Below are 22,887 nucleotides of genomic sequence, written 5' to 3' on the forward strand. Positions count from 1 at the left end.
TTTACTGTGCTAAAGTAAACAAAAGCACTCCCGAATATGGGAGTGCTTTTCATGCTTAAGCTTCTTCTTCAGTTTCGTCTGCTTCGATTTCGTCCTCATCCGTAAGTTCATCTTCTTCTATCACGTCGAAGTCGAATTCTTCAAGGTCGAAGTCTTCCATATCTTCTAAGCCTTCGAGGAATTCAAAGCTGAATTCCTCGGCGGAATCTAGCACTTCCTGTGGAATAGTGATTTCATCGACGTTGTTAAAGTTCGTTATGACGCCCGTCATTCGTTGGATAGTCACCATGGTTTCATCTTCTATTGTCATAGACATATGCATTTCAACGTCCATTTTCGTTTGGTAGAACGTGTCTTTATCGATATAGATCACATAGTTAAACGTTTGGACTTCCATCATTCCTAGAAGTTCATCCATCATGGCACTAGCTCCAGCTTCTTGCATAAAGCCCATTGCTTCATGTGCCATCGTTTTAAAGTTATCGTCAGACCCATAGACTGTTAAGATATAGTGGCTTTCCTCTTCTGTAAGCTGGGTATCTTCAGCGAATTGTTTAAAGACTTTAAGTTGCTCTTCGGCATTCATTTGCTGTTGTGAAACTTCTAGAAGATCTTGTGAAAATTCTTCAGGAAACCTCACCCATCCACCTTGCATGGAGTCTTTAACAAACATTCCATCTTCTGTAAAATAACTTTCGGTTTCAATGACTTCTACACTTTCCTCAAGTCCAGTCATTGTCATTTTTTGATATAGTCTCATTGGCTCCACTGTAATATCGGCAACCATTGTCATGTTCATTTGGAATGGATCTTGACCAGGCATTTCAAGCTCTTGCTCGTTGTTCATTTCCATCGTATAGCTCTCTAATTTATTCATTGCGGTTATCGATTTTTCAATAATTTCATCTACTGATAGAACTGTAGCATCGGTCGTGTCTTGGTTGTCTGTGTTAGTGCTAGATGATGGTTCACCACCGCTACAAGCTGCTAAAAGTAATATAAGAGATAAGCTAACAAATAAAGCTTTTATAAAACTCATAAGTACCCCCTTGTTATAAACACATTTCAAATAAAAACTTTAGCATACCTTTACTGTTTTTAATAGGGGTAATCATATGTGATATTAAGACAAAATTCGCATGGAATTTATCGTTTGAGGACTTATTTTTAAAAAGGTAGCGGTGTATTAGAAGGTATTATGTAAGTGTGAAGATCAGGATGCAGTTTACTTTTCTAGTACACCGCATGGTAGGAGCTGATTACCTGACCGGGACATAATGGTGAGGGACAAAGTTAGTTTGCTTATGCACCGAACCTCGTAGGAGACGGTAAAAAGCATCACAGCTCTTTCTAGAGGATGACCGGCTGTGTAGGGGTATAGGGGTTAGATTTAACCCCAGGAAAGATTAAATTTCGTCAAACTTTGACGTAACTTTATATTACCAAATTAGGAAAACAATTAGCAATAATGTTTTCTTGAAATAATTGTAAAAGTATTATGACTTTTATTACAGGTTGATGATAATGATGAAGAAATAGATAGAACTAAATGTTGATTAATTCGACAATAGGATTGTTTGGGTAGGAATATATTAGGAGGAAAAAAGTAGTGGGTGTGTTTTGGTGAGTGATTAGAGGTTATGGTTTTAGCCAACGTTTACTGGGTTTTTAATAAGATGCTAACATTACTTAATGTACTATGCTTCTTAAGCGAAATCTTTTTCCATCAACAAAATTTTTAGCCAAAATGCGTATATTAATTTCAAATTCAGAGATAATAAATTACGAAAATCCACAGTTCACTATATTTAACATTTTAATAACATAATTTAGTCGATTACCTGGATTCAGGGCGGAAATTGATAGGCGAAATTTTCGTCAATATTTGTCGCAAACTTTAGAGCCTAAGGGGTTTGACGCCTATATAGAAGTTCTGATATAGTGAAACTGTGGAATATTTTCACAATGATTTAATTTACGAAGGGAATGTGAAAGCATGCAAGGAAAAGTAAAATGGTTTAATGCAGAAAAAGGTTTTGGATTTATCGAGCGTGAAGATGGAGACGACGTATTCGTACACTTCTCAGCTATCAATACTGATGGATTTAAATCTCTTGACGAAGGTCAAGCAGTAGAATTTGAAATCGTTGAAGGTGCTCGCGGACCTCAAGCTGCAAACGTAACAAAGCTGTAATTCACATCCCAGGTTGGAAATGAATTTTTAGCTTTATGCATCATATACAACGAAATGAGCAGACCTGTTCCTTTTTGTGAGGAGCAGGTTTTTATATGGAAATTTTCGGCCTCGCCTATGGGTCAGTTCATTTTTAATTTTTAGAGATGTCTTTAGTTTTGAATGGCCAGGTGACTAAAATAGGAGTTCGTAAAGTGCAATCTTCTTTGAATAGATTTTCCGATGTTATATATGCTTTTAACTTTACATCATTTTTACAAAGGTTCGAATTGTGTTCATACGGTTTTTGTCCCTTCACTCGAGAAGGATTTTTCAACATTTTTTGACACGATTCTGCCATAAAATAAATGAAGGTTATGAAGGATTAATAAAGGGGTATATAGAATATTATAATACATAGGAAAGGAGGAGTTTCACTGTGAACTTTAACATTCGTGGCGAAAACCTAGAGGTAACTCCAGCATTAAGAAGTTATGTAGAGAAAAAGGTAAGTAAAATTGAGAGGTACTTTGATTCAACCCCTCTTTCTGAGGTGCATGTGAAACTGCAAGTAATGAATAACGAAAATATTATTGAGGTTACGATCCCAATGCCGCAATTATTACTGCGTGCTGAAGAGAAGCATGCGGATATGTATGCAGGGATTGATCTTGTAGTCGAAAAGCTAGAGCGTCAAATCCGTAAGCACAAGACTAAAGTTAATCGTAAGTTCCGTCAAGACGGTACCCTTAAATATATGTTCAAAAATGATATCGAGCCTTCCATTGAGGAAGACATTGATAGTGAAGATATTGATATCGTTCGTACAAAGCGTTTCACTTTCAAACCGATGGATGCTGAGGAAGCTGTTCTACAAATGGACATGCTTGGTCACAGCTTCTTCGTCTTCAACAATTCCGTAAATGGAGAAACAAATGTAGTATATCGTCGTAAAGACGGGCGCTACGGCTTAATTGAGCCTGAGTGATCGTAAAATAGAGAAGAGTGCAGCTGAATTTTCAGTTGTGCTCTTTTTGTTTTTGGGGCGAAGAATGTCAGGCATCAATTGTGTGGAAGTTTCATGATCAGTAGGGATGGTATAGCGTAATGGCAGTTATGATTGGGCAAGATAATCTTGATGGATGAAAGCAACGGACGTTATGTAAGATGGAAATGGAAATGAAGATAAGATGGAAATTAGGGACTCGAGGGGCCCTTATTTCTGTAAAAAGTGCACCTTCTGAGCTCATAGGGCACTCAGAGGCCTTTATTTATTGTTTTTGACCCTGTTTGTGGTCGATTTTAAGCAAATAAGGGCATCTGAGTGCCCTTATCACTTCAAGGCAGTGATTTTCTCTAAAATAAGGGCTTGTGAGTGCCGCTTAATGAATGAGGTAGCAGGCACCTTTACATCTTTAGAGTGGTAAAGGTGCCTGCTACCATAAATGCCATACCGCGCGAACTGCCATCATACAGAGAAAATTAAAGGGTTTCTTTTGCCGGGTAGCGAAGTAGTGGGAACTGTGGAAAAAAGGTGTTACCTTGTAAGTCAAGGTGTAAACTGATAAAATTGAATTTAAGTGTGTAGAGTTGGTCTTAGAGGATGCAACTATCCTTTGCCATTCGTTGAAATGAGAGGAAGAGAGGACGAGAATTTCTATGATGGGATTATTGAAAAAAGTCATTGGTGATCCGAGTCAACGCCAGCTGAAAAAATATGAGAAAATCGTTGATGCAATTGAAGCGTTAGCTGATGATACAAAGAAACTTTCGGATGATGGGTTACGTGCGAAAACAGAAGAATTCAAAAATCGTTACAATAATGGGGAAACTTTAGATAAACTACTGCCGGAAGCGTATGCGGTCATTCGCGAAGCATCTGAACGTGTCTTAAAAATGCGACCGTTCCGAGTGCAGCTTTTAGGTGCGATCGTTTTACATAATGGAAACATTGCGGAGATGAAAACGGGGGAAGGTAAAACACTCGTTGGAACCCTGCCCGTTTATTTAAATGCGCTTACTGGAAAAGGCGTTCACGTTGTTACTGTCAACGAATACTTAGCTCGTCGTGACTGCGAAATTATGAAAGAGTTGTATGAGTTTTTAGGACTAACGGTTGGCTTAAACGTAAGTGGACTTTCAAAAGAAGAAAAGCAAGAAGCGTATGCTGCGGATATCACATATGGTACGAACAATGAGTACGGATTTGACTACCTTCGTGATAACATGGTGCTTTATAAAAACCAAATGGTGCAGCGTCCGCTTTATTTTGCTGTAATTGATGAGGTCGACTCAATTTTAATTGATGAAGCGAGAACCCCGCTCATTATTTCCGGTTCGGTTGAGCGATCGACCAATCTATATACTCAAGCCAATGCATTTGTACGCTCTCTTCGCAATGAAGATGATTATACAGTGGATGAAAAGACAAAAACGGTTCTTTTAACCGAAGAAGGGGTCAATAAAGCGGAAAAAGGCTTTAATATTGATAACTTATTTGACCAAAAATATGTGTCGCTAAATCATCACATTAATCAAGCGTTAAAAGCGCATGTCGTCATGCACCGTGATACGGACTATGTAGTTGATGAAGGTGAAATCGTTATTGTCGACCAGTTTACGGGACGTCTAATGAAAGGTCGTCGTTATAGTGATGGGCTTCACCAAGCGATTGAAGCGAAGGAAGGTCTTGAAATCCAACGTGAAAGTATGACGCTTGCTTCAACAACATTCCAGAACTATTTCCGTCGTTATGGAAAGCTTGCAGGGATGACGGGTACTGCGAAAACGGAAGAAGAAGAGTTCCAGCAAGTATATGGTATGGACGTTATGAGCATTCCGACGAATAAGCCGATTGCCAGAGATGATCGTCCAGATTTAATTTATAAAACGATGCCAGCGAAGTTCAATGCGGTTGTTAATGAAATTGAAGAACTTCATAAAAAAGGTCAGCCGGTCCTTGTTGGTACGGTAAGTGTTGAAACGTCTGAGCTTGTCTCGAAACTTTTAAAGAAAAAGAAAGTTCCTCACCACGTGTTAAATGCGAAAAATCACTTCAGTGAAGCTGAAATCATTGAAAATGCTGGGCAAAAAGGTGCAGTGACGATTGCGACAAACATGGCTGGTCGTGGTACGGACATCAAGCTTGGTGATGGCGTGAAAGATCTCGGTGGTTTATTTGTCCTCGGTACAGAGCGTCATGAGTCCCGTCGTATTGATAATCAGTTGCGTGGACGTTCTGGTCGTCAAGGTGACCCGGGTACATCTCAATTTTACTTATCGATGGAAGATGAGTTAATGCGTCGTTTCGGTTCGGATAACATGAAGACGATGATGGACCGTTTAGGCTTAGAAGAGGATCAACCGATTGAAAGTAAACTCGTAAGCCGTGCAGTTGAACAAGCTCAGAAGCGAGTCGAGGGAAACAACTTCGATGCGCGTAAACAAATTTTACAATACGATGATGTCATGCGTGAGCAACGTGAAATTATTTATAAGCAGCGTATGGAAGTGATGGAGTCTGACAACCTGCGTGATATCGTTCAGAAGATGATTGAGTCCGTTGTGAAGCGTAATGTTGCGTTGCACACACCTGAATCGGAAGTTCCTGAGGATTGGGATTTAACAGCGGTTGAAAACTTCATTAAGATGATGTTGTTACCAGAAGGCGAAGTTACAGAAAAAGACTTGAAAGGTCTTGACCCAGAAGAAATGGAAGAGCTGATTTTAGAAAAAGTAAAAGCAGCTTATGATGAAAAAGAATCGCAATTTACGAGTGAGCATATGCGTGAGTTTGAAAAAGTAATTATGCTTCGTTCGGTTGACCGCAAGTGGATGCATCACATCGACCAAATGGATCAATTGCGTCAAGGAATTCATTTACGTGCTTACGGGCAAAATGATCCGCTGCGTGAGTACAAATTTGAAGGCTTTGAAATGTTTGAGCAAATGGTTGCTTCGATTGAAGATGAAGTCGCCATGTATATCATGAAAGCACAAGTCGAGCAAAACCTAGAGCGTAAAGAAGTGGCTGAAGGAAAAGCGGTTCATATGAGTGCGGCAGCTGGTGAAGGAAGCAAAGAGAAGAAGATGCCAGTTCGTAATAATAATACAGTGGGTCGTAATGACGCTTGCCCGTGTGGAAGTGGAAAGAAATATAAGCAGTGCTGCGGTAGATTGTAAGTGATTTCGGAGCAGATGCGCTTGTTGCATCTGCTCCTTTGCACTCAATTTTTGCAGGCGTTTGGCATATATTAAAAAGGTGTTCAATTACTTAATGAGGTGAAGGATCGATGGATTTAACAGAAGTGAAGCAAGAATTGTCAACAATGGCTAAGAGATTAGCGGACTTTAGGGGGTCTCTTTGACTTAGAAGCAAAAGAGACTCGAATGAGCGAATTGGATGAGCGCATGGCTGAGCCGGAGTTTTGGAATGATCAAGATACGGCGCAGCAAATCATCAATGAATCGAATGCATTAAAAGAAATGGTTGTGACGTATAAAGAGTTGCAAGAAAAATACGATGATCTTGAAGTGACGTATGAGCTTGCGAAAGAAGAAGGCGACGACTCATTTATGGATGAGTTGGATGAAGGTGTTACGAGTTTAGCGAAGGAGTTAAATGAATACGAACTTCAATTATTATTAAGCGAGCCATATGATAAAAATAATGCGATTTTAGAATTACATCCTGGGGCAGGTGGAACCGAGTCTCAAGACTGGGCTTCAATGTTGCTACGTATGTACACGCGTTGGGCGGAGAAAAAAGGGTTCAAAGTTGAAACGCTCGATTACTTACCTGGGGACGAAGCGGGAGTCAAAAGTGTTACGCTTCTCATTAAAGGGCATAATGCGTATGGCTACTTAAAGGCGGAAAAAGGCGTTCATCGTCTTGTACGTATTTCGCCATTTGATTCATCAGGTAGACGACATACGTCATTCGTTTCGTGTGAAATCATGCCAGAGCTGGATGATAATGTAGAAATCGATGTGTCACCAGAAGAGTTGAAGGTCGATACGTATCGTGCAAGTGGTGCCGGTGGTCAGCATATTAATACGACCGATTCAGCCGTACGTATTACACACGTGCCGACGAATACGGTAGTGACATGTCAAACGGAACGATCACAAATTAAAAACCGTGAGCGTGCAATGAAGATGCTGATGGCGAAGCTCTATCAATTAAAAATCGAAGAGCAACAAGCTGAACTTGCAGAAATCCGTGGCGAACAAAAGGATATTGGCTGGGGTAGCCAAATTCGTTCCTACGTGTTCCACCCATACAGCTTAGTGAAAGACCACCGTACGAATTTCGAAATTGGAAACACAAACGCCGTCATGGACGGCGAACTCGACGGCTTCATCGACGCTTACCTGCGCTCGATGATGTAAATGATTATTTTTGGTTCCATTTATTTATGGTACCTGGCACCTTTAGCCCGCTAAAGGTGCCAGGTACCATTTTTTTGTGCATTTGTCTTTTTATCTGTTTTCTTGTAGAAATAGGAAAAAACTTGTCGATTTACTTCGTTATTAATAGTAAAATGTGTATGAGTCTATAGGCTTATGAGTCAACAAGGTTTGATTTAAAAGAGAGTAAATTATTGGGAATAGATAAATACACATCTATCAATCTTGATGGACGAACAGCAGTAGGGGGCAGAAGAGTATGCGGTTAATTACATTAAATAGATGCCAACCGGGAGTAAAATTAGGGAAGACTATTCGTCATGAAAATGGCAATATCCTGTTACGTCAAGGAACGGAACTAACTCCAAATTTATTAGCAAGTTTAAAAAAATATAAAATTTTTACTATATACATAGAAGATGCCGAATCAGAAGGAATTGATGTCATTGAATCCATTCCTGAAGAGCTGCGTACGGAAGCGGTTCACGTCATAACGGATGGTTTAAATGCTCTGGCGGACTGTAACGGAAAATCATCAGTTACACAAAATATGATTAAGACGGGCAGGGCGCTTCGGAGTTTCCAAAAGGTATTTAAAGAGATATTAAGTTGTTTATCAGAAAATCGAGTGGCTTTAAACTTACTGGCAACGACAAAGGTTCACGATCATTATTTGTATACTCACAGCGTCAATGTAGCCATTTATTCCTGTCAGTTAGCGATTGCAAATGGGATGCCAATCAAGAACATTGAAGAGATTGGTTTAGGTGCGTTGCTTCATGATGCAGGGAAAATGTATATCCCGCTCGAGGTGATTAATAAACCTGACAAACTAACAAAAGAAGAATATGACCAAGTGAAAGCGCATTGTGAATTAGGTTTTGATATTTTAAGGAAGGTACATGAAATTCCTATCCCTGTCTCGCATTGTGCACTGCAGCACCATGAAAGAATAGATGGTCGTGGCTATCCTCGAGGTTTGAAGGGGGACGAAATTCATAAGTACGCTAAAATCATGAGTGTTGCCGATGTATTTGATGCGCTTACGAGTCACCGCGTCTACCGTCCAGCCATGTTGCCACACCGAGCGTTAGAAATCTTATATGCGGGATGTGGGACACAGTTTGATACCCACCAGGTGAAATTGTTTAAAGATGCAGTTGCCATTTACCCGCAAGGATTAACGGTTACTTTAAATGATGGCCGCTCAGGCATTGTGTGTAATTATGATTTTAAATCAGCTGGACGGCCTGTTGTTCGAATTATTAGAGATGAAGAGCAGCAAAAAGTAACCCCATATGAAATAGACCTGTCTGCTAGAGCTAACCTCTGCCTTGAAGTGGTAGAAGCAGAAGCATTGCTCTAACGATTTCGAATTACGGTGCCAGGCACCTTCAACACTTTACTGTGATGAAGGTGCCTGGTACCGTTTTTTTTTTTATTTTTTGCAACCTTTTACGCTTGAGTTGGCACTATTGTATAGATACGCTTAGAGAATGTAGTTGGAACGATGCTGGAAATGGGAGAGGTCAAATGGACGAATTAGTGCGGCGTTTGAAGAATAAGGAGGAGGAAGGGCTGCGTGAGCTCATGCGGTTGTATGGGGATTACTTTTTTAGGGTGGCGCTTCTGTTACTGAAAGATCGCTATGAAGCAGAAGAGGTCGTGCAAGATCTATTTGTAACGGCCTATGAAAAAGTCGACACGCTGCTAGATGCCAATAAATTAAAAAGTTGGATGACTTCGATTACGATTAATCTTTGTCGCCGGCGACTGAGAAAATGGAGCTTTCGCCATATTTTCCTGCGAAAGCGAGACGAAGAGGACATTGATGCCATCGATTTCACATCAGCAGAGGACATTGTCATTCAGGTCGAAGGAGATGAAGAGTTAGTTGGCCACTTACAAACGCTCGACTACCAATATCGGGAAGTGCTAACGCTCTACTATTATTCAAGTTACTCAGTGTCCGAGATTAGCGAATTGCTTGATATGAAAGAAAACACAGTGAAAAGCAATCTGTTTCGTGGAAGAAAGCTATTAAAAGAACGGTTGGAGCGTGAACGGTATGAACGATAATCGTCAACATATAAAACAAAAGTTGCAACAACAATTAGAAGAACACAACTTTCAAAAAACAGAAGCTGTCCTCAAACGAACCCACCCGAAAACGTGGAATGAGCGACTAAACAGATGGCTTAATAACGAAGTCGACATTCCGTTATTACCTGTTTCAGCAACGGTCTGTGCTCTACTATTAGTCATAACGCTACCCTTCGTTTCTCTTAAGGAAGATACCGAAATTAAGGGGGAGCTAGTTGATATGAAAGGAAGCATCTACTGGAGTGAAATGATCGAGGAGAGGTTGGGAGAAAAATGAGGAAGGTACGGATGAAAAGAAAGCATTTGCTTTTTGGAAGCATAGGCTTCATCGGTTTATTTTTATTTATCAATTTTATAGTCGTACCTCTAATCAACGAGCGCCAGGTGGACCGAATGCTGCAAGAAAGTAAACCGCAAGCTGGTACAGAAATAAGGGAACTTATTGAAAGCGCAACTACAACCTCCAGAAAATTAGATCTCATCAATAAATATATGGTCTCTTCATGGCCAAGAGGAAGTGATCATCCGATCTATATTAGCCCAGGCCTTTCGATGGGGGAGGGAACGGAAGCGTATTGGAGCGGATTTACCCTCGATGAAATCGCACCGTACCTCGCTTTTTATATAGAAAATAGTCAACAGTACAACTGGGAGTATGGAAGTGCAGTAAATGAATATGCCCATTATGTACGAAAAACAGAAGGAGCCCAGGCAGCGATTGCGTTTTTACTCGAAAAGGAAAGCGAATGGAAGAACCATGCTTCGTACTATTTCAATGAAGAATTCATGTTGACGCGTGCCCAGTTTCTTTTAGAGGAAGGCGCTTCCCAACAAGCCATTGATCTTCTTTTACAAATCAAAAAAGAGGAGAGAGAGCGACTAGCAGAACATGATCTAACGTATGAACCTTCAGAATCGTGGACGAAGCTCTATGTAGAAGCTCTGCTTCGTGACAAGCGGCTAACTGAAGCCTATGAGGTTATCGAAGAATGGGAAGATGCTTTTGCGAAACGAAGGTCAGAATTCGAAGACAACTACGAATACTATGATGAAAATGATTATCCGCTTATGGGGATGAAAAAACGGATTGAGCAAATGCTGGCCGATGGCGGTGGGGAAAATGACTTTGGAACTGTAGAAGGCCAAATTAAAAGAACGGACGGAAGCCCTCTTGAAGATGTGTACGTCTATTTGCGAGATCCTTCGAATGTTCATCGTAGTGCCCATGCTGAAATGGAGTACTATGTCACGCAAACGGATGAGAATGGATATTATCATTTTCAGGATGTCGTACCGAACAGCTATCAAGTAGGCTTAGGTCTCCAATTTCATCATGTGGACGGCTATTCATGGGCTGCGGATATGTATGATTGGTTAAATGTCGATTACGGTACGGAACTAACGTATGATATTACATTTCGCCCATTAATGGATGTCGTTCAGCCGGTGAACAATGTCGCGATTGTAGAGGACGAGATGACGTTTGAATGGGTTCCTATAGAAGATGCTGAAACGTATGAAGTATTAATCTTTGTTCCGATGAAAAATGGCGGGATTACGTTTACAGCGTGGGCGGGGATCCAAGAGACGGCCATTACAGTCCCGATTCACGAGCTTTGGTACTTAGAGTCATCAGGTTCGTATTCTATAGACGAGGATGGAAATGTTATTTTAGAGCCTGAAACATTATTAGGACTTAATAACCCAGAAGGACAATTTTCCTGGTCTGTACGGGCACTCGATGAGAACGGGGTGGAAGTTGGAAGAAGTGCGGGGCACCGGTTAAAGGATGAAACGATCGGTGATATTCCGTTTTTCCAAGTGAAGACTCGAGAGTTAACAGCCGCTGATCGGTTGCTTTTGAAAGAACGATTGGATGAGGCTTTAGCGGCCTATCAAAAAGATTTGGAGGCCAATCCAAATGATGTTCACTCGTTAAAAATGATCACTGAAATCCTAGCTCACAAAGACCGAGGACGGGAACATCGAATTGAGAATGAGCAGTACTATACGTACATGGAACGGTTAGCGGAAATGACAGACCATCCGGATTATTACTTTAAGCTGGTGGAAAACGCGTATAGAGAAAAAGATTGGGAAGCTTACGACCTGTGGTTTGGAAAGTATAAACAGGCCTTGTCCGCTATAAGGGGTCATTACTACCCCTGGAATTATAATAATTATTTCCACGCGAGAGCTTTAATGGAGCGCGGTATGTGGAAAGAGGCGAGAGAGTGGCAGTATAAAGCGTTACAGAATGATCGATCGAATGAGGCTGTTGTTCATTTATTTGCATTAGAAATGTATCTTGGGACAGATTTGGAGGAAATTGTTGCGTTAGCAAAAGCGCATCCTGTAAAGTTTCGCGCCTATGTCGATTGGACACCATATGTAAAAGAAGTAACGGTAGATGAACAAATGAAAGAAGCCTTAGAAGTCTATTTGAAACAGGGAGCCGAAGCCCTACAACCACTCCTGCCAACGATCACCGCTGCAAACAACCAACAATTCCTAGAACAACTCACCAACCACCGCTAACCCAGCGGCGGTATTCTTTTAGGGGTGCCAGGCACCTTCAACGCTTCACTGCATTGAAGGTGCCTGGCACCCCTTTTTCGTTCATTCGGATAAAATTGTCGAGTAGTGAAATGCTATATACAAAGTAAAGAATTTTACCTTTGTAAAGCGTTAATTGGCTGTCATTTACACATTTTTCATCCGGTGCTATACTATCCAACGGATTAAAATTACGGAAGGGTGTCAGGCACCTTTAGTGCGCTAAAGGTGCCTGACACCTCCTCATAGAAGTGAGTGTAGACATAATGATGATGATGACAAAAAAAAGAAGAGATAATTATTTAAATCCAAAGGTTAGTATGGTACTAGAGTATGGTCAAATTTTGCTTGGATCGGCGATTGTGGCCATTGCCTTTAACCTTTTCTTACTGCCTAACCGAATTGCTTCGGGTGGGGTTAGCGGGATTAGTACGATCGTTTATGATGTGTTTGGGATTGAGCCAGCCTTTACGCAATGGGCCTTTAACATCCCGTTGTTCATCCTAGGTGTTCTCCTGCTCGGCGGAATGAAATACGGGGTGAAAACGTTAATTGGGACATTGTTTTTACCATATGTCGTTTTCTTAACAAGAAATGTGGAACCAGCAACGACAGACCCGCTTCTTGCTGCGTTATTTGGCGGGATTGGTGTTGGTTTAGGATTAGGGATTGTGTTTCGTGCTGCTGCTAGTACGGGTGGAACGGACTTGGCTGCACAAATTATTAATAAGTACACAGGGTTATCACTCGGTGCTTGTGTCTTTATTCTCGATGGGCTAATCGTAGCTACTTCGGCTATTGTTTTTAATATAGAACTTGCTCTTTATGCTTTAATTGCCCTATTTGTAACGGGGAAAACCATTGATTTAGTTCAAATGGGTGTTGGTTATGCAAAAGTTGCATTAATTATTTCGAATAAACAAGAAGAAGTGAGGCAAAGTATACTAAGAGATGTAGATCGTGGTGTCACGAAACTGTCCGGTTATGGTGGCTACACAAACGAAAAGCGCCCTGTTCTCATGTGTGTCGTTCATCAAACGGAAGTCACAAAATTGAAACAAATAGTGAAAAGTGCTGACCCGTCTGCATTTGTTGTTGTCACCAACGCTACTGAGGTACTTGGTGAGGGTTTTAAAAAACAGTAATTGAGTTATAATTACGTTGTAGGGTATACCTGCAAATATACTAGAGTGAGGAGGTCTTTACTTATCATGAAAAAGTTCTTAATGGCATTAACAGGGGCGTCTATTTTAGTATTAGGAGCCTGTGGCGGTGGCGGTGATGAAGCTGCACCAGCTGAGGAGCCAGTAGAAGAGGCACCTGCAGAAGAAGCTGGAGAAGAGGCTGCAGAAGAAACAACAGGAGCTACATACGATGCACAAAGGGCTGAAGCTACATACCAAGCAAAATGTATGAGCTGCCACGGCGGAAATCTTGAAGGTGGAATTGGTCCAGGGTTAGCTGACGGAGCTTACACATACGATGAAATCATTCACGTGTTAGCTGAAGGTATGGGGCCAATGCAACCAGGTTTAGTTGAAGGTGAAGAAGCTGAAAACCTTGCAGCTTGGTTAGTAGAGCAATAAGATCAATATTAAGATAAAAGACTTCTCTATAGGTGAGAAGTCTTTTTCTTATGGATATTATCCGGAACTACCATTTGAAACAAGGTGCTTTGATTTTTTTTGCAAACTTGAGCAAATTGTAACTTTTATTTAAAGAGATACTTAGGTTACAGGCTTTACAATAAATAGGAAAATGTGAACCTAAGTGGTTATTTACTACGATATATTTACAGTAAAAGGAAATATCTAAACCTAATGAAACTCTTCCGATTAAAAACAAGGTTCACCCATAGTCTAATCCATATTACAGACAACAACGCTAGAGACTCAGACCAAACTACATCAAAAAGGATATCCCTCCTCAAGAGGACCCTTTCCCCATATAACTTCGTTTCACTCATAATAGGTCGATCTCCCAATTCCATTTTGTTTAAATTGCTTGGAAAGGCAAAGTTGAACCCTTTTCTTGGAATGAATTACTTTACACCAGTTAAACATTAAGTTAGTGGTAATCTTAATAGTAGGGAAAAGAAGTTTAAACTCAACAACCATCCTAAGAATTGCACTTTCGACAGTTTCTCTATAACCGCAAAAGCTGCAAATCACAAAATCATCATGGGTGTCAGAATGAGTAGATAAAGAGTTACATTTTACACATGAAATGCCTTTGTTGAGTTTCTCGATAGTTTAGGGAGGGGGTCTAACATAAGGGGATTCATTTAATGAGATGGATAGAAGTTTTGCTATAACTTTTTGTGTTTTATGATCTAAAGGTGGTGTATTCATGATCACATTTTTAAGAAAGTGCTGTATCTGAGAGGGAAAGATAATAGGTAAGCCTAAAGGACTTGGTACAGATGAAATCCGGGAATTACGAAGACCAGATGCGGTTCAACAGTCAAATTCATCCCGTTGTCTTGGAAGAGTCGCCTTAATAGATCTTCGCTTCTTTTTAACTGGAGTAAGGGATTTTTAATTTCTTTTTTGGGGAGTGAAAACCAATTGTCGTTTTCAATTAAAAAGTCACCTGCATAATTCTTTACTTCAATAAGAAGTTCTAAATAACACTAATTCTATTAACTCGTGCCGATCTTTAACAATCATAAACCACGCTCCTTCTCGTTTTTTCATTTTAATTTTATGAAATAGTTCCAACTTTTACAAATAAAATTTGCTAGAAAACTCAATTGAAAAACCTCATCAAACCCTCCTTAAAAAGCCTCAATCCCCCACTACATATGACGTTCGTCAAAGTTAGACAAGGAAAATAGTTCAAAAAAGTCGACTTCCTATTCCCATTAAAACAGAAAAAGACCTAAATTCTTACACCATTCGCTTTGATATTGAAATAAAATTGTAATAAAAAGCAATGCCCATGTAAAATTAAAGGTGTTATAATATATTAGATTAGAAAAAACGACAGAATTTGAGGTTGTCGAGTATCGTTCAACAGCAATCCTCAAAAAATAACTGATAGTAAAGTCTTCATGTAGATGATAGACTTCTATTTTCGATGTAATTGATGAAGTCAAGCGAACTCCAACTTGTGTAGGAAGTGATTGTTTTGATAGATATGAAGGATGTATGGAAGACGTATCCGAATGGCGTTAGTGCTATAAATGGGATAGATATTACGATAGGTAAAGGTGAATTTGTTTATGTGGTAGGACCTAGTGGCGCTGGGAAATCTACTTTTATAAAAATGATGTACCGCGAAGAAAAACCGACAAAAGGTGAAATTTCCATAGACGGTACAAATCTAGCAAAAGTAAAAGATCGACATGTTCCACTTGTCCGTCGGAAAATTGGCGTGGTTTTTCAAGATTTTAAACTGCTGCCTAAGTTATCAGTCTACGAAAACGTAGCGTTTGCCTTAGAAGTAATTGAGGAAAATCCAGCGACGATCAAACAGAAAGTCATGCGAGTATTAGAGATTGTTAAGTTAAAAAATAAAGCCCGTTTTCTTCCAAGTGAGTTGTCTGGTGGAGAACAGCAACGGGTTGCCATTGCTAGAGCGATCGTCAATAACCCGAGTGTTCTAATTGCGGACGAGCCTACGGGGAATCTTGATCCAGATACAGCTTGGGAAATAATGGATACATTAGAAAGCATCAGTAATCGAGGGACGACTATCGTTATGGCGACGCACAATAAAGAGATCGTTAATACGATTAAAAAGCGTGTAATTGCCATTGAAGGTGGACGTGTTGTCCGCGATGAAGTAAGGGGGAACTACGGATATGAAATTTAGAACCCTTACTCGTCACGGGAAAGAAGGTTTTAAAAATCTTGGACGAAACGGTTGGATGACGTTCGCTTCGATCAGTGCGGTTGCGATTATGCTTTTTTTAGTTGGGATTTTCTTATTATTAATCCTCAACATGAACCATCTCGCATCGACGGTTGAAGATGACGTGGAAATTCGAGTTTATATTGAATTAACTGCTGATGAAGAACAACAAAACGAATTAAGAGACCAGATTGAAAATGTACAGCATGTTGAAAGTATCGAATATGTTCACCGTGATGAAGGATTAGATCAGTTTATAGAAAGTATGGATGAAATGTCTGCGGTATTTGAAGGGCTGCGTTCAGAAAATCCATTTAATGATAAATATGTTGTACGAGCAGATACACCACAGTTAACAGAAACAGTAGCAGCTGAAATTGAAGAATTAGCGTACGTCGAAAGTGTTAATTTTGGAAAAGACGTTGTCGAGAGATTGTTTGTGGTCACTGATTTTATGCGGACATTCGGTCTTATTCTAGTCGCTGGTATGATGTTTACTGCGATGTTTCTAATCTCAAATACGATTAAAATGACAATTGTTGCGAGAAAACCAGAAATTAAAATTATGAGATTAGTAGGAGCTACTAATGGATTTATTCGTTGGCCGTTCTTTGTCGAAGGATTGTTCATTGGTATTATTGGGGCGTTAATCCCTATTATTCTCCTTGTAAGTGGATATTCTTATTTCTTTGAGTTTATGCGTTCTAGACTGGAAGTCATGTTTTTTGAACTTGTCCCAGTGTTCCCTGCGATCTATCAAGTGGCGGGAATTCTTCTTGTAATTGGCGCGTTTATCGGGGTTTGGGGAAGTATGATGAGTGTTCGAAAATTTTTAAAAGCCTAATAAAACAGGAACATATAATACGAGGAGGAACTAGTGGATGAGGCGAAGAAGTACGTTAGTCTTATTATCATTTGCTTTGGCAGCAAGTACAGTGTTTGCAGGCTTTGGACCGAACTTTGTTTTGGCCAATCCAACATTAGAAAATCGAATTTCTGATGTTGAACAGGAACGTCAAGAAAAACAAAAAGAAGCCGCAGAGCAAGAAGCTGAATTAAAAAGAGTAGAAGCAGAACAAAGACAAATTGAAGCAGACATTAAAAAAATAGATACAGAAGTTGCTGAGACTGATAAAAAAATTAGTCAAAAACAAGCCGAAGTCGAAGAAGTTCGTGAAGAAATTGAGTTATTGAAAGAAGAAATCGTCATTATTGAAAAACGAATTGAAGAGCGTGATGAATTATTAAAAGATCGTGCTCGTACGATGTATCAAAATGGCGGCAGTGTGAGTTACCTTGAAGTCATTCTAGGGGCTAAAAGCTTCGGTGACTTCCTCGATCGTCTAAGCGCACTTACGATGATTGCTCAACAAGACCGTAATATTTTAGAAGCGCACTTAGAGGATCATAGATTACTAGAGGAAGCGAAAGCGGAAGTAGAAGAACAACTTATAAAACTAGAAAGTCATTTAGTAGAACTTGAGCGATTAATGGCTCACCTCGAAGAGCAAAAGAAAGAAAAAGATCGTATTGTGAAACAGCTGATAGCAAAAGGGGAAGAAATTCACGGTTACCTCGGTGAGCTAGAAGATGCAGATGCGATCCTTGCTCAACAAGAAAGAGCGATGAAACAAGAGCTTGAAGCTTGGAAAGAAAGAGAACGACAAATAGAATTAGAAAGACAACGTGAATTAGAGCGTCAACGTGAGCTTGAAAGACAACAACAGCAGCAACAACAACAACAGCAGCAACAGCAACAACAACCAAGTCGCAGCAGCTCATCACCATCTACGGTTGAACCAGCTCCTTCGACTGGAAGCGGGACATTAATGCGTCCGGCTAGCGGGCGAATTTCTTCTGCTTATGGAATGCGTATCCACCCGGTACATGGCGGGGGAAGAATGCACCACGGGATCGATATTGCAAATAGTACAGGAACACCTATTTATGCAGCTGAAGGCGGAACGGTGATTGCTGCTCGATATATGAATGGTTATGGAAACACGGTTATGATCTCTCATAATGTGAATGGACAAGTTTTAACGACGCTATACGCTCATTTAAATTCCATTTCGGTTTCAAACGGAGCGCGTGTCAGTCGCGGTCAAACGATTGGAACGATGGGTGCGACAGGTACGGCCACTGGTCCTCACTTACACTTTGAAGTGCATAGAGGTCCTTGGAATGGTGCAAAATCAAACTCAGTTAACCCGATGAACTATATTCAATAACGGGTTTGTTGTAGTCATTGCATAAATAAAGGCGTGTAGATCTGAAAATGATTTACACGCCTTTTATTATTAAGTAAAACGATTAATAAACGCTGATGGGGATATACCCTATCAGCGTTTTGTTATGATTGATGTTCGATTGCTATCCAGGTTTGCGACCATGTTTCAATTTCCTTCATGAGTGGTTCTAGTGACTTGCCTTTTTCTGTTAATGAGTATTCAATTCGAACGGGTGTTTCAGGATAAATTTCTCGTTTGACGATTCCTTGGCTTTCTAACTCTTTCAAACGTTCGGAGAGAAGTCTACCACTGATTCCAATGGCTTGTTCAATTGTGCAAAAACGCTGCTGACCCGAAAGTAATTGATAGATAATTAGTCCGGTCCAGCGTTTACTTAACAAACTCATCGCTTTTTCGAATTTAGGGCAGAGTTGAGATTTGTTCATATTCAATCACTCCTAATACACTATATGATACCACAAACCACTAGAAATGAATAAAACGTAAACTAATTACTTGACCATAGTTAATTATTAAAATATACTTACTTACATAAAGTAAGTAGAATACAACTAAGCCGATGTATGCATTAGAGGCATTTTATTAGCTTTTTGTATACTGTTGCTTCCGTTTATTCCGCTTCGCGCTATGCCAGAAGCGCTAAAGCACCAGCTTAGCTTACGATCCAAAAGCAAATGCAACAATCTTTGAAAATAGAATGTTTTATATATTTATTTCGAGTAAAGGGGTGCTAGACGGATATGAATTTTCATCAAGAACCGATTACATTTGTAGCTCATGTTCATTTGAAGGTGGGACAGCTGGAACGGTCCCTATCGTTTTACAAGGAGATATTAGGGTTCCAGGTATTGAGGCAAACGGGTCAAACCGCTCATCTAAGTGCGGATGGTCAAAAAACCTTAGTCACGCTTGAACAAATCGAAGGAGCTGTCCCGAAGACGTATCCAACAACAGGCTTATATCATTTTGCTATACTTTTACCAACGCGGGCGGATTTAGCCAATGTAGTGAACCATCTATTACAAAAAGGAGTTCGCTTCGGTTCATCGGATCACTTAGTTAGTGAAGCCCTTTATTTATCAGATCCTGATGGTAATGGGATTGAGATTTATTCAGATCGAAACGATACGGAATGGAATTGGCAAGATGGACAAGTTGAGATGACTGTTGATCCATTGGATTTTTCAGATCTTCTTGCCGAGGCAGGAGATAAACAGTGGACGAAACTGCCTTCCCAAACCGTAATGGGACATATTCATTTACATGTTGCCCACCTAGGTGAAGCTGAACATTTTTATCGAGAGGGATTGGGGTTTGATGTTGTATGCCGCTTTGGAGACCAAGCCCTTTTTATGTCTTCCGGCGGGTATCATCACCATATTGGGTTAAATACTTGGGCAGGAGTCGGTGCGCCTCCGCTTAAAGAAAAGAATGCTGGATTAAAAAAATTTTCCATTCAGTTTCCGAGTGAAGCTGCAAGAAACAAAGTAGTCGAGCAGTTACAAAAAATTGAAGCCTTCATCAGTAAAGAAGGCCAGGTCTATCTAACGAAAGATCCATCAGGAATTTTTATTGAGTTGCGAGTAAAGTAGAAGATTATGTTAAAGAAGGTTCACTTTATTCTTGCGTCAGATTGTAGTATAGTAGTAAATAGTAGTTAAGAAACATAAATTGTACAGGCTGACATATACTAACTATATGAATGTTAAGGCATTGCATCTACTGGATGTAGTGCCTTTTCTGCAAGAGAGGTGGAAAGTCATGAACAATATTAGAGGAAAAACACTAGCGTTTGCTGTCGTTCTCTCACTACTAATTGGTGCAAGTGGTATGTATGTGTTTATGAATGGCCTAGATGCTGAAGTTGTTGAGGAAAAGCACCCGGTTTTAGCTGAGACTGTCGATGCTAAACACGAAGAGCTAGATACGGTTACAAAGTTTCTAAGTGCTATGGAACTAATTAGCGAACGTTATATTCATGAAGTCGATGAGAAAGTGCTACTAGAAGGTGCGATTGAAGGAATGGTTAAGGCACTCGATGATCCGTATTCGGTTTATATGGATGAAGAAACAGCATCTCAATTTATGGAGCAGCTCGACTCTCATTTTTCGGGTATTGGTGCTGAGGTGACTATGACAAATGGAGAAGTGACGATTGTATCTCCGATGCGAGAATCACCAGCAGAGAAAGCCGGCTTAATGCCAAAAGACCGTATTGTAAAAATTGACGGTGAAAGTATTGAAGGACTTACCTTATATGATGCTGTGTTACGAATTCGTGGTGAAAAAGGAACAGAAGTTTTGTTAACGATTGACCGCCCAACGAGTTCGGAATTAATAGAGATTTCCGTTGAACGAGATGAGATCCCGATTGAATCCGTTCGTGTAAAAACGATCGAGCATAAAGGAAAAACAGTAGGCGTTTTAGAAATTACGTCTTTTGCTAAAGATACAGCAGAACGCTTTGAAAAAGAATTAGCCACTCTAGAGGATCAAGGCATGGATGGTTTAATTATTGATGTTCGAGGTAATCCGGGTGGGTTATTAAATGTAGCTGAAGAAATTGGTAAGCTTGTCATTCCTCCAGGAGAGCCAATTGTTCAAATTCAAAATCGTGACGGTGAAAAAGTACGATACATTTCTTCACTGTCTGAAACAAAGGATTATCCAATTATTGGTTTAATTGACCAAGGAAGTGCTTCAGCTTCTGAGATTATTGCAGGTGCATTAAAAGAAGCTGGAAACTATGATCTTGTTGGTGAAACAACGTTCGGAAAAGGAACCGTTCAACAAGCGCTTCAATTAGGTGATGGCAGTGAAATTAAACTGTCTCTATTTAAGTGGTTAACGTCAGATGGCAACTTTATCAATGAAGAAGGGGTAGAGCCGACGGTTGAAGTTTCTCAGCCTGAGTTTTTCTATTTGCCACCGTTGAATGTTAAAGAAGAGTTAGAATATGATATGTTAAATGAGCAAGTTCGTAACGCTCAACATATGTTAAAAGGGTTAGGGTTTGAGCCTGGCCGCACAGATGGTTATTTTAGTAAACAAACGGAGCAAGCTGTCAGTGCTTTTCAGAATACAAACAATTTAAATGCTACAGGGGTTATCGATGAAAAAACAGCTGGCGCCATACATGAAGCGATTGTAGAAGTGATCCGTGATGAGAAAAATGACCGTCAGCTCCAAACGGCCATAGAATTAATTATTAAACAAAGCGAATGATTTAAAGCAGGAAAATAATAGGCTGTTGTCGAAGTACATGTGTAGTAAAATAGACTATGCATGTACTTTTTCTTTATTCATCATGGGGAAGGAACTAGAGAAATGATTATGGATTGGTTGATTACATTACTTCAAGGTATTGGTTACGTCTTTTTACATCCTTTGTTTTATATCGGATTTTTTACAATGCTCCTGATTGGAGTGGCTCGGGTCAAACGCGAACGAAGTGATTTTCATACGAAAGTATACGATTTTTTAGATGAAACGGTTATTTCATTGCTTCCTGGGATTATAACTGGATTGGTCATTTCAATCGTAGCGATAGGTCTAGGTATCGTTGTTTCGATTGAACTTCTAATTGCAATTACCGTAATTTATTTGTTAGCTATTGCTACTACACAAGTAAGGTGGATATCCCCTTTTTTTGTCATTCCGATTGCCGTGTTTGGGATGCTTTTATTTGCATTTAAGCCATGGACAATTTCAGTACCGCTTTTCGGGAATTTTTCATTTGAATTTAGTGAAAGTTTGCTAGTTTATACAGTTATTATAATGGCCCTGCTTTTAATAGGCGAAGGTGTTCTTGTTCGAACGAATGGGCATAAAAATACGTCACCGAAGTATTTGAAAAGCAAACGAGGAATGTTAGTTGGCGCTCACGAATCGAAGCGGTTGTGGTTTGTTCCAGTTTTTCTTTTACTGCCAAACGGTTTATTGCCGAGTGTTGATTTCTGGCCGGTGTTAACGATCGGTGAGCAAGGCACCTACTCAATTATTCTCGTGCCGTTTCTAGTAGGTTTTCATCAGCTCATTAAGAGTTCGATGCCTGTTCCGTTTATTCAAAAGACCGGTAACCGCATTATCCTATTAGGGGTATTCGTTGGTTTGGTAAGTGTAGGTGCTTACTTTTATACGTACCTCGCGTTTGTTGCAGCGTCCCTAGCGCTGGCAGGCAAAGAAATACTGTGGATTCGTATGAGACAACAAGATGAAAGAAAAACCGAACATTTTACACCACAAACGTCTGGTGTGATGATTCTTGGGATCATTCCGCGTTCGCCGGCTGCTAAAATGCAGTTACGTGTAGGGGAAGTCATTGTAAAAGTGAATGGTCAAAGAGTAAATGATCAACTTCAATTTTACGATGCGTTACAAAAGAATTCTGCTTTTTGTAAGTTGGAAGTCAAGGACGAAGATGGTGAAATTCGTTTTGCACAAACCGCACTTTACGATGGCGAACACCATCAACTCGGTGTGCTGTTATTGAAAGCGGAATATGAATTACAAAATTCAGTTGTTTAAGAAAAGATATTC

The 22,887-nt window shown here is 40.0% G+C and carries 19 protein-coding genes; 16 read left to right on the forward strand and 3 right to left on the reverse strand.

The genetic code is table 11. The features are described from left to right. Window positions 1-55: 55 nt before the first annotated feature. Window positions 56-1,039 (reverse strand): DUF6612 family protein, encoded by a 984-nt coding sequence (locus ACNSTQ_RS01635; RefSeq protein WP_418198110.1) that lies wholly within the window; start codon window positions 1,037-1,039, stop codon window positions 56-58. A 957-nt stretch (window positions 1,040-1,996) separates the two neighbouring features. On the opposite strand from ACNSTQ_RS01635, the gene ACNSTQ_RS01640 reads away from it, so the two are divergent. The 10 genes from ACNSTQ_RS01640 to ACNSTQ_RS01685 all read left to right on the forward strand — a co-directional run bounded on the left by ACNSTQ_RS01640 (window position 1,997) and on the right by ACNSTQ_RS01685 (window position 13,827). Continuing rightward, window positions 1,997-2,194 (forward strand): cold shock domain-containing protein, encoded by a 198-nt coding sequence (locus ACNSTQ_RS01640; RefSeq protein WP_418198111.1) that lies wholly within the window; start codon window positions 1,997-1,999, stop codon window positions 2,192-2,194. A 418-nt stretch (window positions 2,195-2,612) separates the two neighbouring features. Beyond that, window positions 2,613-3,161 carry a ribosome hibernation-promoting factor, HPF/YfiA family gene (hpf, locus tag ACNSTQ_RS01645; RefSeq protein WP_418198112.1) on the forward strand — a complete coding sequence of 183 codons (549 nt, stop codon included), beginning with the start codon at window positions 2,613-2,615 and terminating at the stop codon, window positions 3,159-3,161. A gap of 671 nt (window positions 3,162-3,832) precedes the next feature. Then, window positions 3,833-6,355, forward strand: a complete 2,523-nt coding sequence (gene secA, locus ACNSTQ_RS01650; RefSeq protein ID WP_418198113.1) for a preprotein translocase subunit SecA — start codon at window positions 3,833-3,835, stop codon at window positions 6,353-6,355. A 110-nt stretch (window positions 6,356-6,465) separates the two neighbouring features. After that, window positions 6,466-7,564 (forward strand): peptide chain release factor 2 gene (prfB, locus tag ACNSTQ_RS01655; protein WP_418198114.1). Its coding sequence is split into 2 segments (ribosomal slippage): window positions 6,466-6,537 and window positions 6,539-7,564, totalling 1,098 coding nucleotides; the frame shifts between segments, so codons are not numbered across the junction. A 277-nt stretch (window positions 7,565-7,841) separates the two neighbouring features. Continuing rightward, on the forward strand, window positions 7,842-8,948 hold the full coding sequence (locus ACNSTQ_RS01660) for an HD-GYP domain-containing protein (protein ID WP_418198115.1): 1,107 nt from the start codon (window positions 7,842-7,844) through the stop codon (window positions 8,946-8,948). A 167-nt stretch (window positions 8,949-9,115) separates the two neighbouring features. Beyond that, the gene (locus ACNSTQ_RS01665; protein ID WP_418198116.1) at window positions 9,116-9,661 is read left to right on the forward strand and encodes an RNA polymerase sigma factor; all 546 of its coding nucleotides are present in this window, start codon (window positions 9,116-9,118) and stop codon (window positions 9,659-9,661) included. After that, a complete protein-coding gene (locus ACNSTQ_RS01670) occupies window positions 9,651-9,962 on the forward strand; it encodes a hypothetical protein (RefSeq protein WP_418198117.1) in 312 nt (103 codons plus the stop codon). The genes ACNSTQ_RS01665 and ACNSTQ_RS01670 overlap by 11 nt, the downstream gene beginning before the upstream one ends. Window positions 9,963-9,973: 11 nt before the next feature. After that, on the forward strand, window positions 9,974-12,223 hold the full coding sequence (locus ACNSTQ_RS01675) for a hypothetical protein (protein ID WP_418198118.1): 2,250 nt from the start codon (window positions 9,974-9,976) through the stop codon (window positions 12,221-12,223). A gap of 293 nt (window positions 12,224-12,516) precedes the next feature. Continuing rightward, window positions 12,517-13,386, forward strand: a complete 870-nt coding sequence (locus ACNSTQ_RS01680) for a YitT family protein (RefSeq protein WP_418198239.1) — start codon at window positions 12,517-12,519, stop codon at window positions 13,384-13,386. A 66-nt stretch (window positions 13,387-13,452) separates the two neighbouring features. Further along, entirely contained in the window at window positions 13,453-13,827 is a 375-nt protein-coding gene (locus ACNSTQ_RS01685) for a c-type cytochrome (protein WP_418198119.1), read from the forward strand. Between the two features lie 818 nt (window positions 13,828-14,645). Here ACNSTQ_RS01685 and ACNSTQ_RS01690 read toward each other — a convergent pair. Further along, on the reverse strand, window positions 14,646-14,855 hold the full coding sequence (locus ACNSTQ_RS01690) for a nuclease-related domain-containing protein (protein WP_418198240.1): 210 nt from the start codon (window positions 14,853-14,855) through the stop codon (window positions 14,646-14,648). 515 nt (window positions 14,856-15,370) lie between these two features. Between ACNSTQ_RS01690 and ftsE the strand changes: the two genes are divergently transcribed. The 3 genes from ftsE to ACNSTQ_RS01705 are packed head-to-tail and all read left to right on the forward strand — an operon-like array spanning window position 15,371 to window position 18,327. Next, on the forward strand, window positions 15,371-16,057 hold the full coding sequence (gene ftsE / locus ACNSTQ_RS01695; RefSeq protein ID WP_418198120.1) for a cell division ATP-binding protein FtsE: 687 nt from the start codon (window positions 15,371-15,373) through the stop codon (window positions 16,055-16,057). Next, window positions 16,047-16,940 carry a permease-like cell division protein FtsX gene (gene ftsX, locus ACNSTQ_RS01700; RefSeq protein WP_418198121.1) on the forward strand — a complete coding sequence of 298 codons (894 nt, stop codon included), beginning with the start codon at window positions 16,047-16,049 and terminating at the stop codon, window positions 16,938-16,940. The genes ftsE and ftsX overlap by 11 nt, the downstream gene beginning before the upstream one ends. A gap of 37 nt (window positions 16,941-16,977) precedes the next feature. Next, on the forward strand, window positions 16,978-18,327 hold the full coding sequence (locus tag ACNSTQ_RS01705; protein WP_418198122.1) for a murein hydrolase activator EnvC family protein: 1,350 nt from the start codon (window positions 16,978-16,980) through the stop codon (window positions 18,325-18,327). Between the two features lie 122 nt (window positions 18,328-18,449). Here ACNSTQ_RS01705 and ACNSTQ_RS01710 read toward each other — a convergent pair whose 3' ends face one another. Then, the gene (locus ACNSTQ_RS01710; RefSeq protein ID WP_418198123.1) at window positions 18,450-18,773 is read right to left on the reverse strand and encodes a winged helix-turn-helix transcriptional regulator; all 324 of its coding nucleotides are present in this window, start codon (window positions 18,771-18,773) and stop codon (window positions 18,450-18,452) included. 315 nt (window positions 18,774-19,088) lie between these two features. On the opposite strand from ACNSTQ_RS01710, the gene ACNSTQ_RS01715 reads away from it, so the two are divergent. The 3 genes from ACNSTQ_RS01715 to ACNSTQ_RS01725 all read left to right on the forward strand — a co-directional run bounded on the left by ACNSTQ_RS01715 (window position 19,089) and on the right by ACNSTQ_RS01725 (window position 22,875). Next, the gene (locus ACNSTQ_RS01715; protein ID WP_418198124.1) at window positions 19,089-19,940 is read left to right on the forward strand and encodes a VOC family protein; all 852 of its coding nucleotides are present in this window, start codon (window positions 19,089-19,091) and stop codon (window positions 19,938-19,940) included. Window positions 19,941-20,109: 169 nt separating this feature from the next. Beyond that, on the forward strand, window positions 20,110-21,573 hold the full coding sequence (locus tag ACNSTQ_RS01720; protein WP_418198125.1) for a S41 family peptidase: 1,464 nt from the start codon (window positions 20,110-20,112) through the stop codon (window positions 21,571-21,573). Between the two features lie 108 nt (window positions 21,574-21,681). Then, complete coding sequence (locus tag ACNSTQ_RS01725) at window positions 21,682-22,875, forward strand: PDZ domain-containing protein (RefSeq protein ID WP_418198126.1); 1,194 nt, start codon at window positions 21,682-21,684, stop codon at window positions 22,873-22,875. Window positions 22,876-22,887: the final 12 nt, after the last annotated feature.

The organism is Alkalihalobacterium sp. APHAB7 (assembly GCF_048323755.1).
GTDB lineage: Bacteria > Bacillota > Bacilli > Bacillales > Bacillaceae_F > Alkalihalobacterium.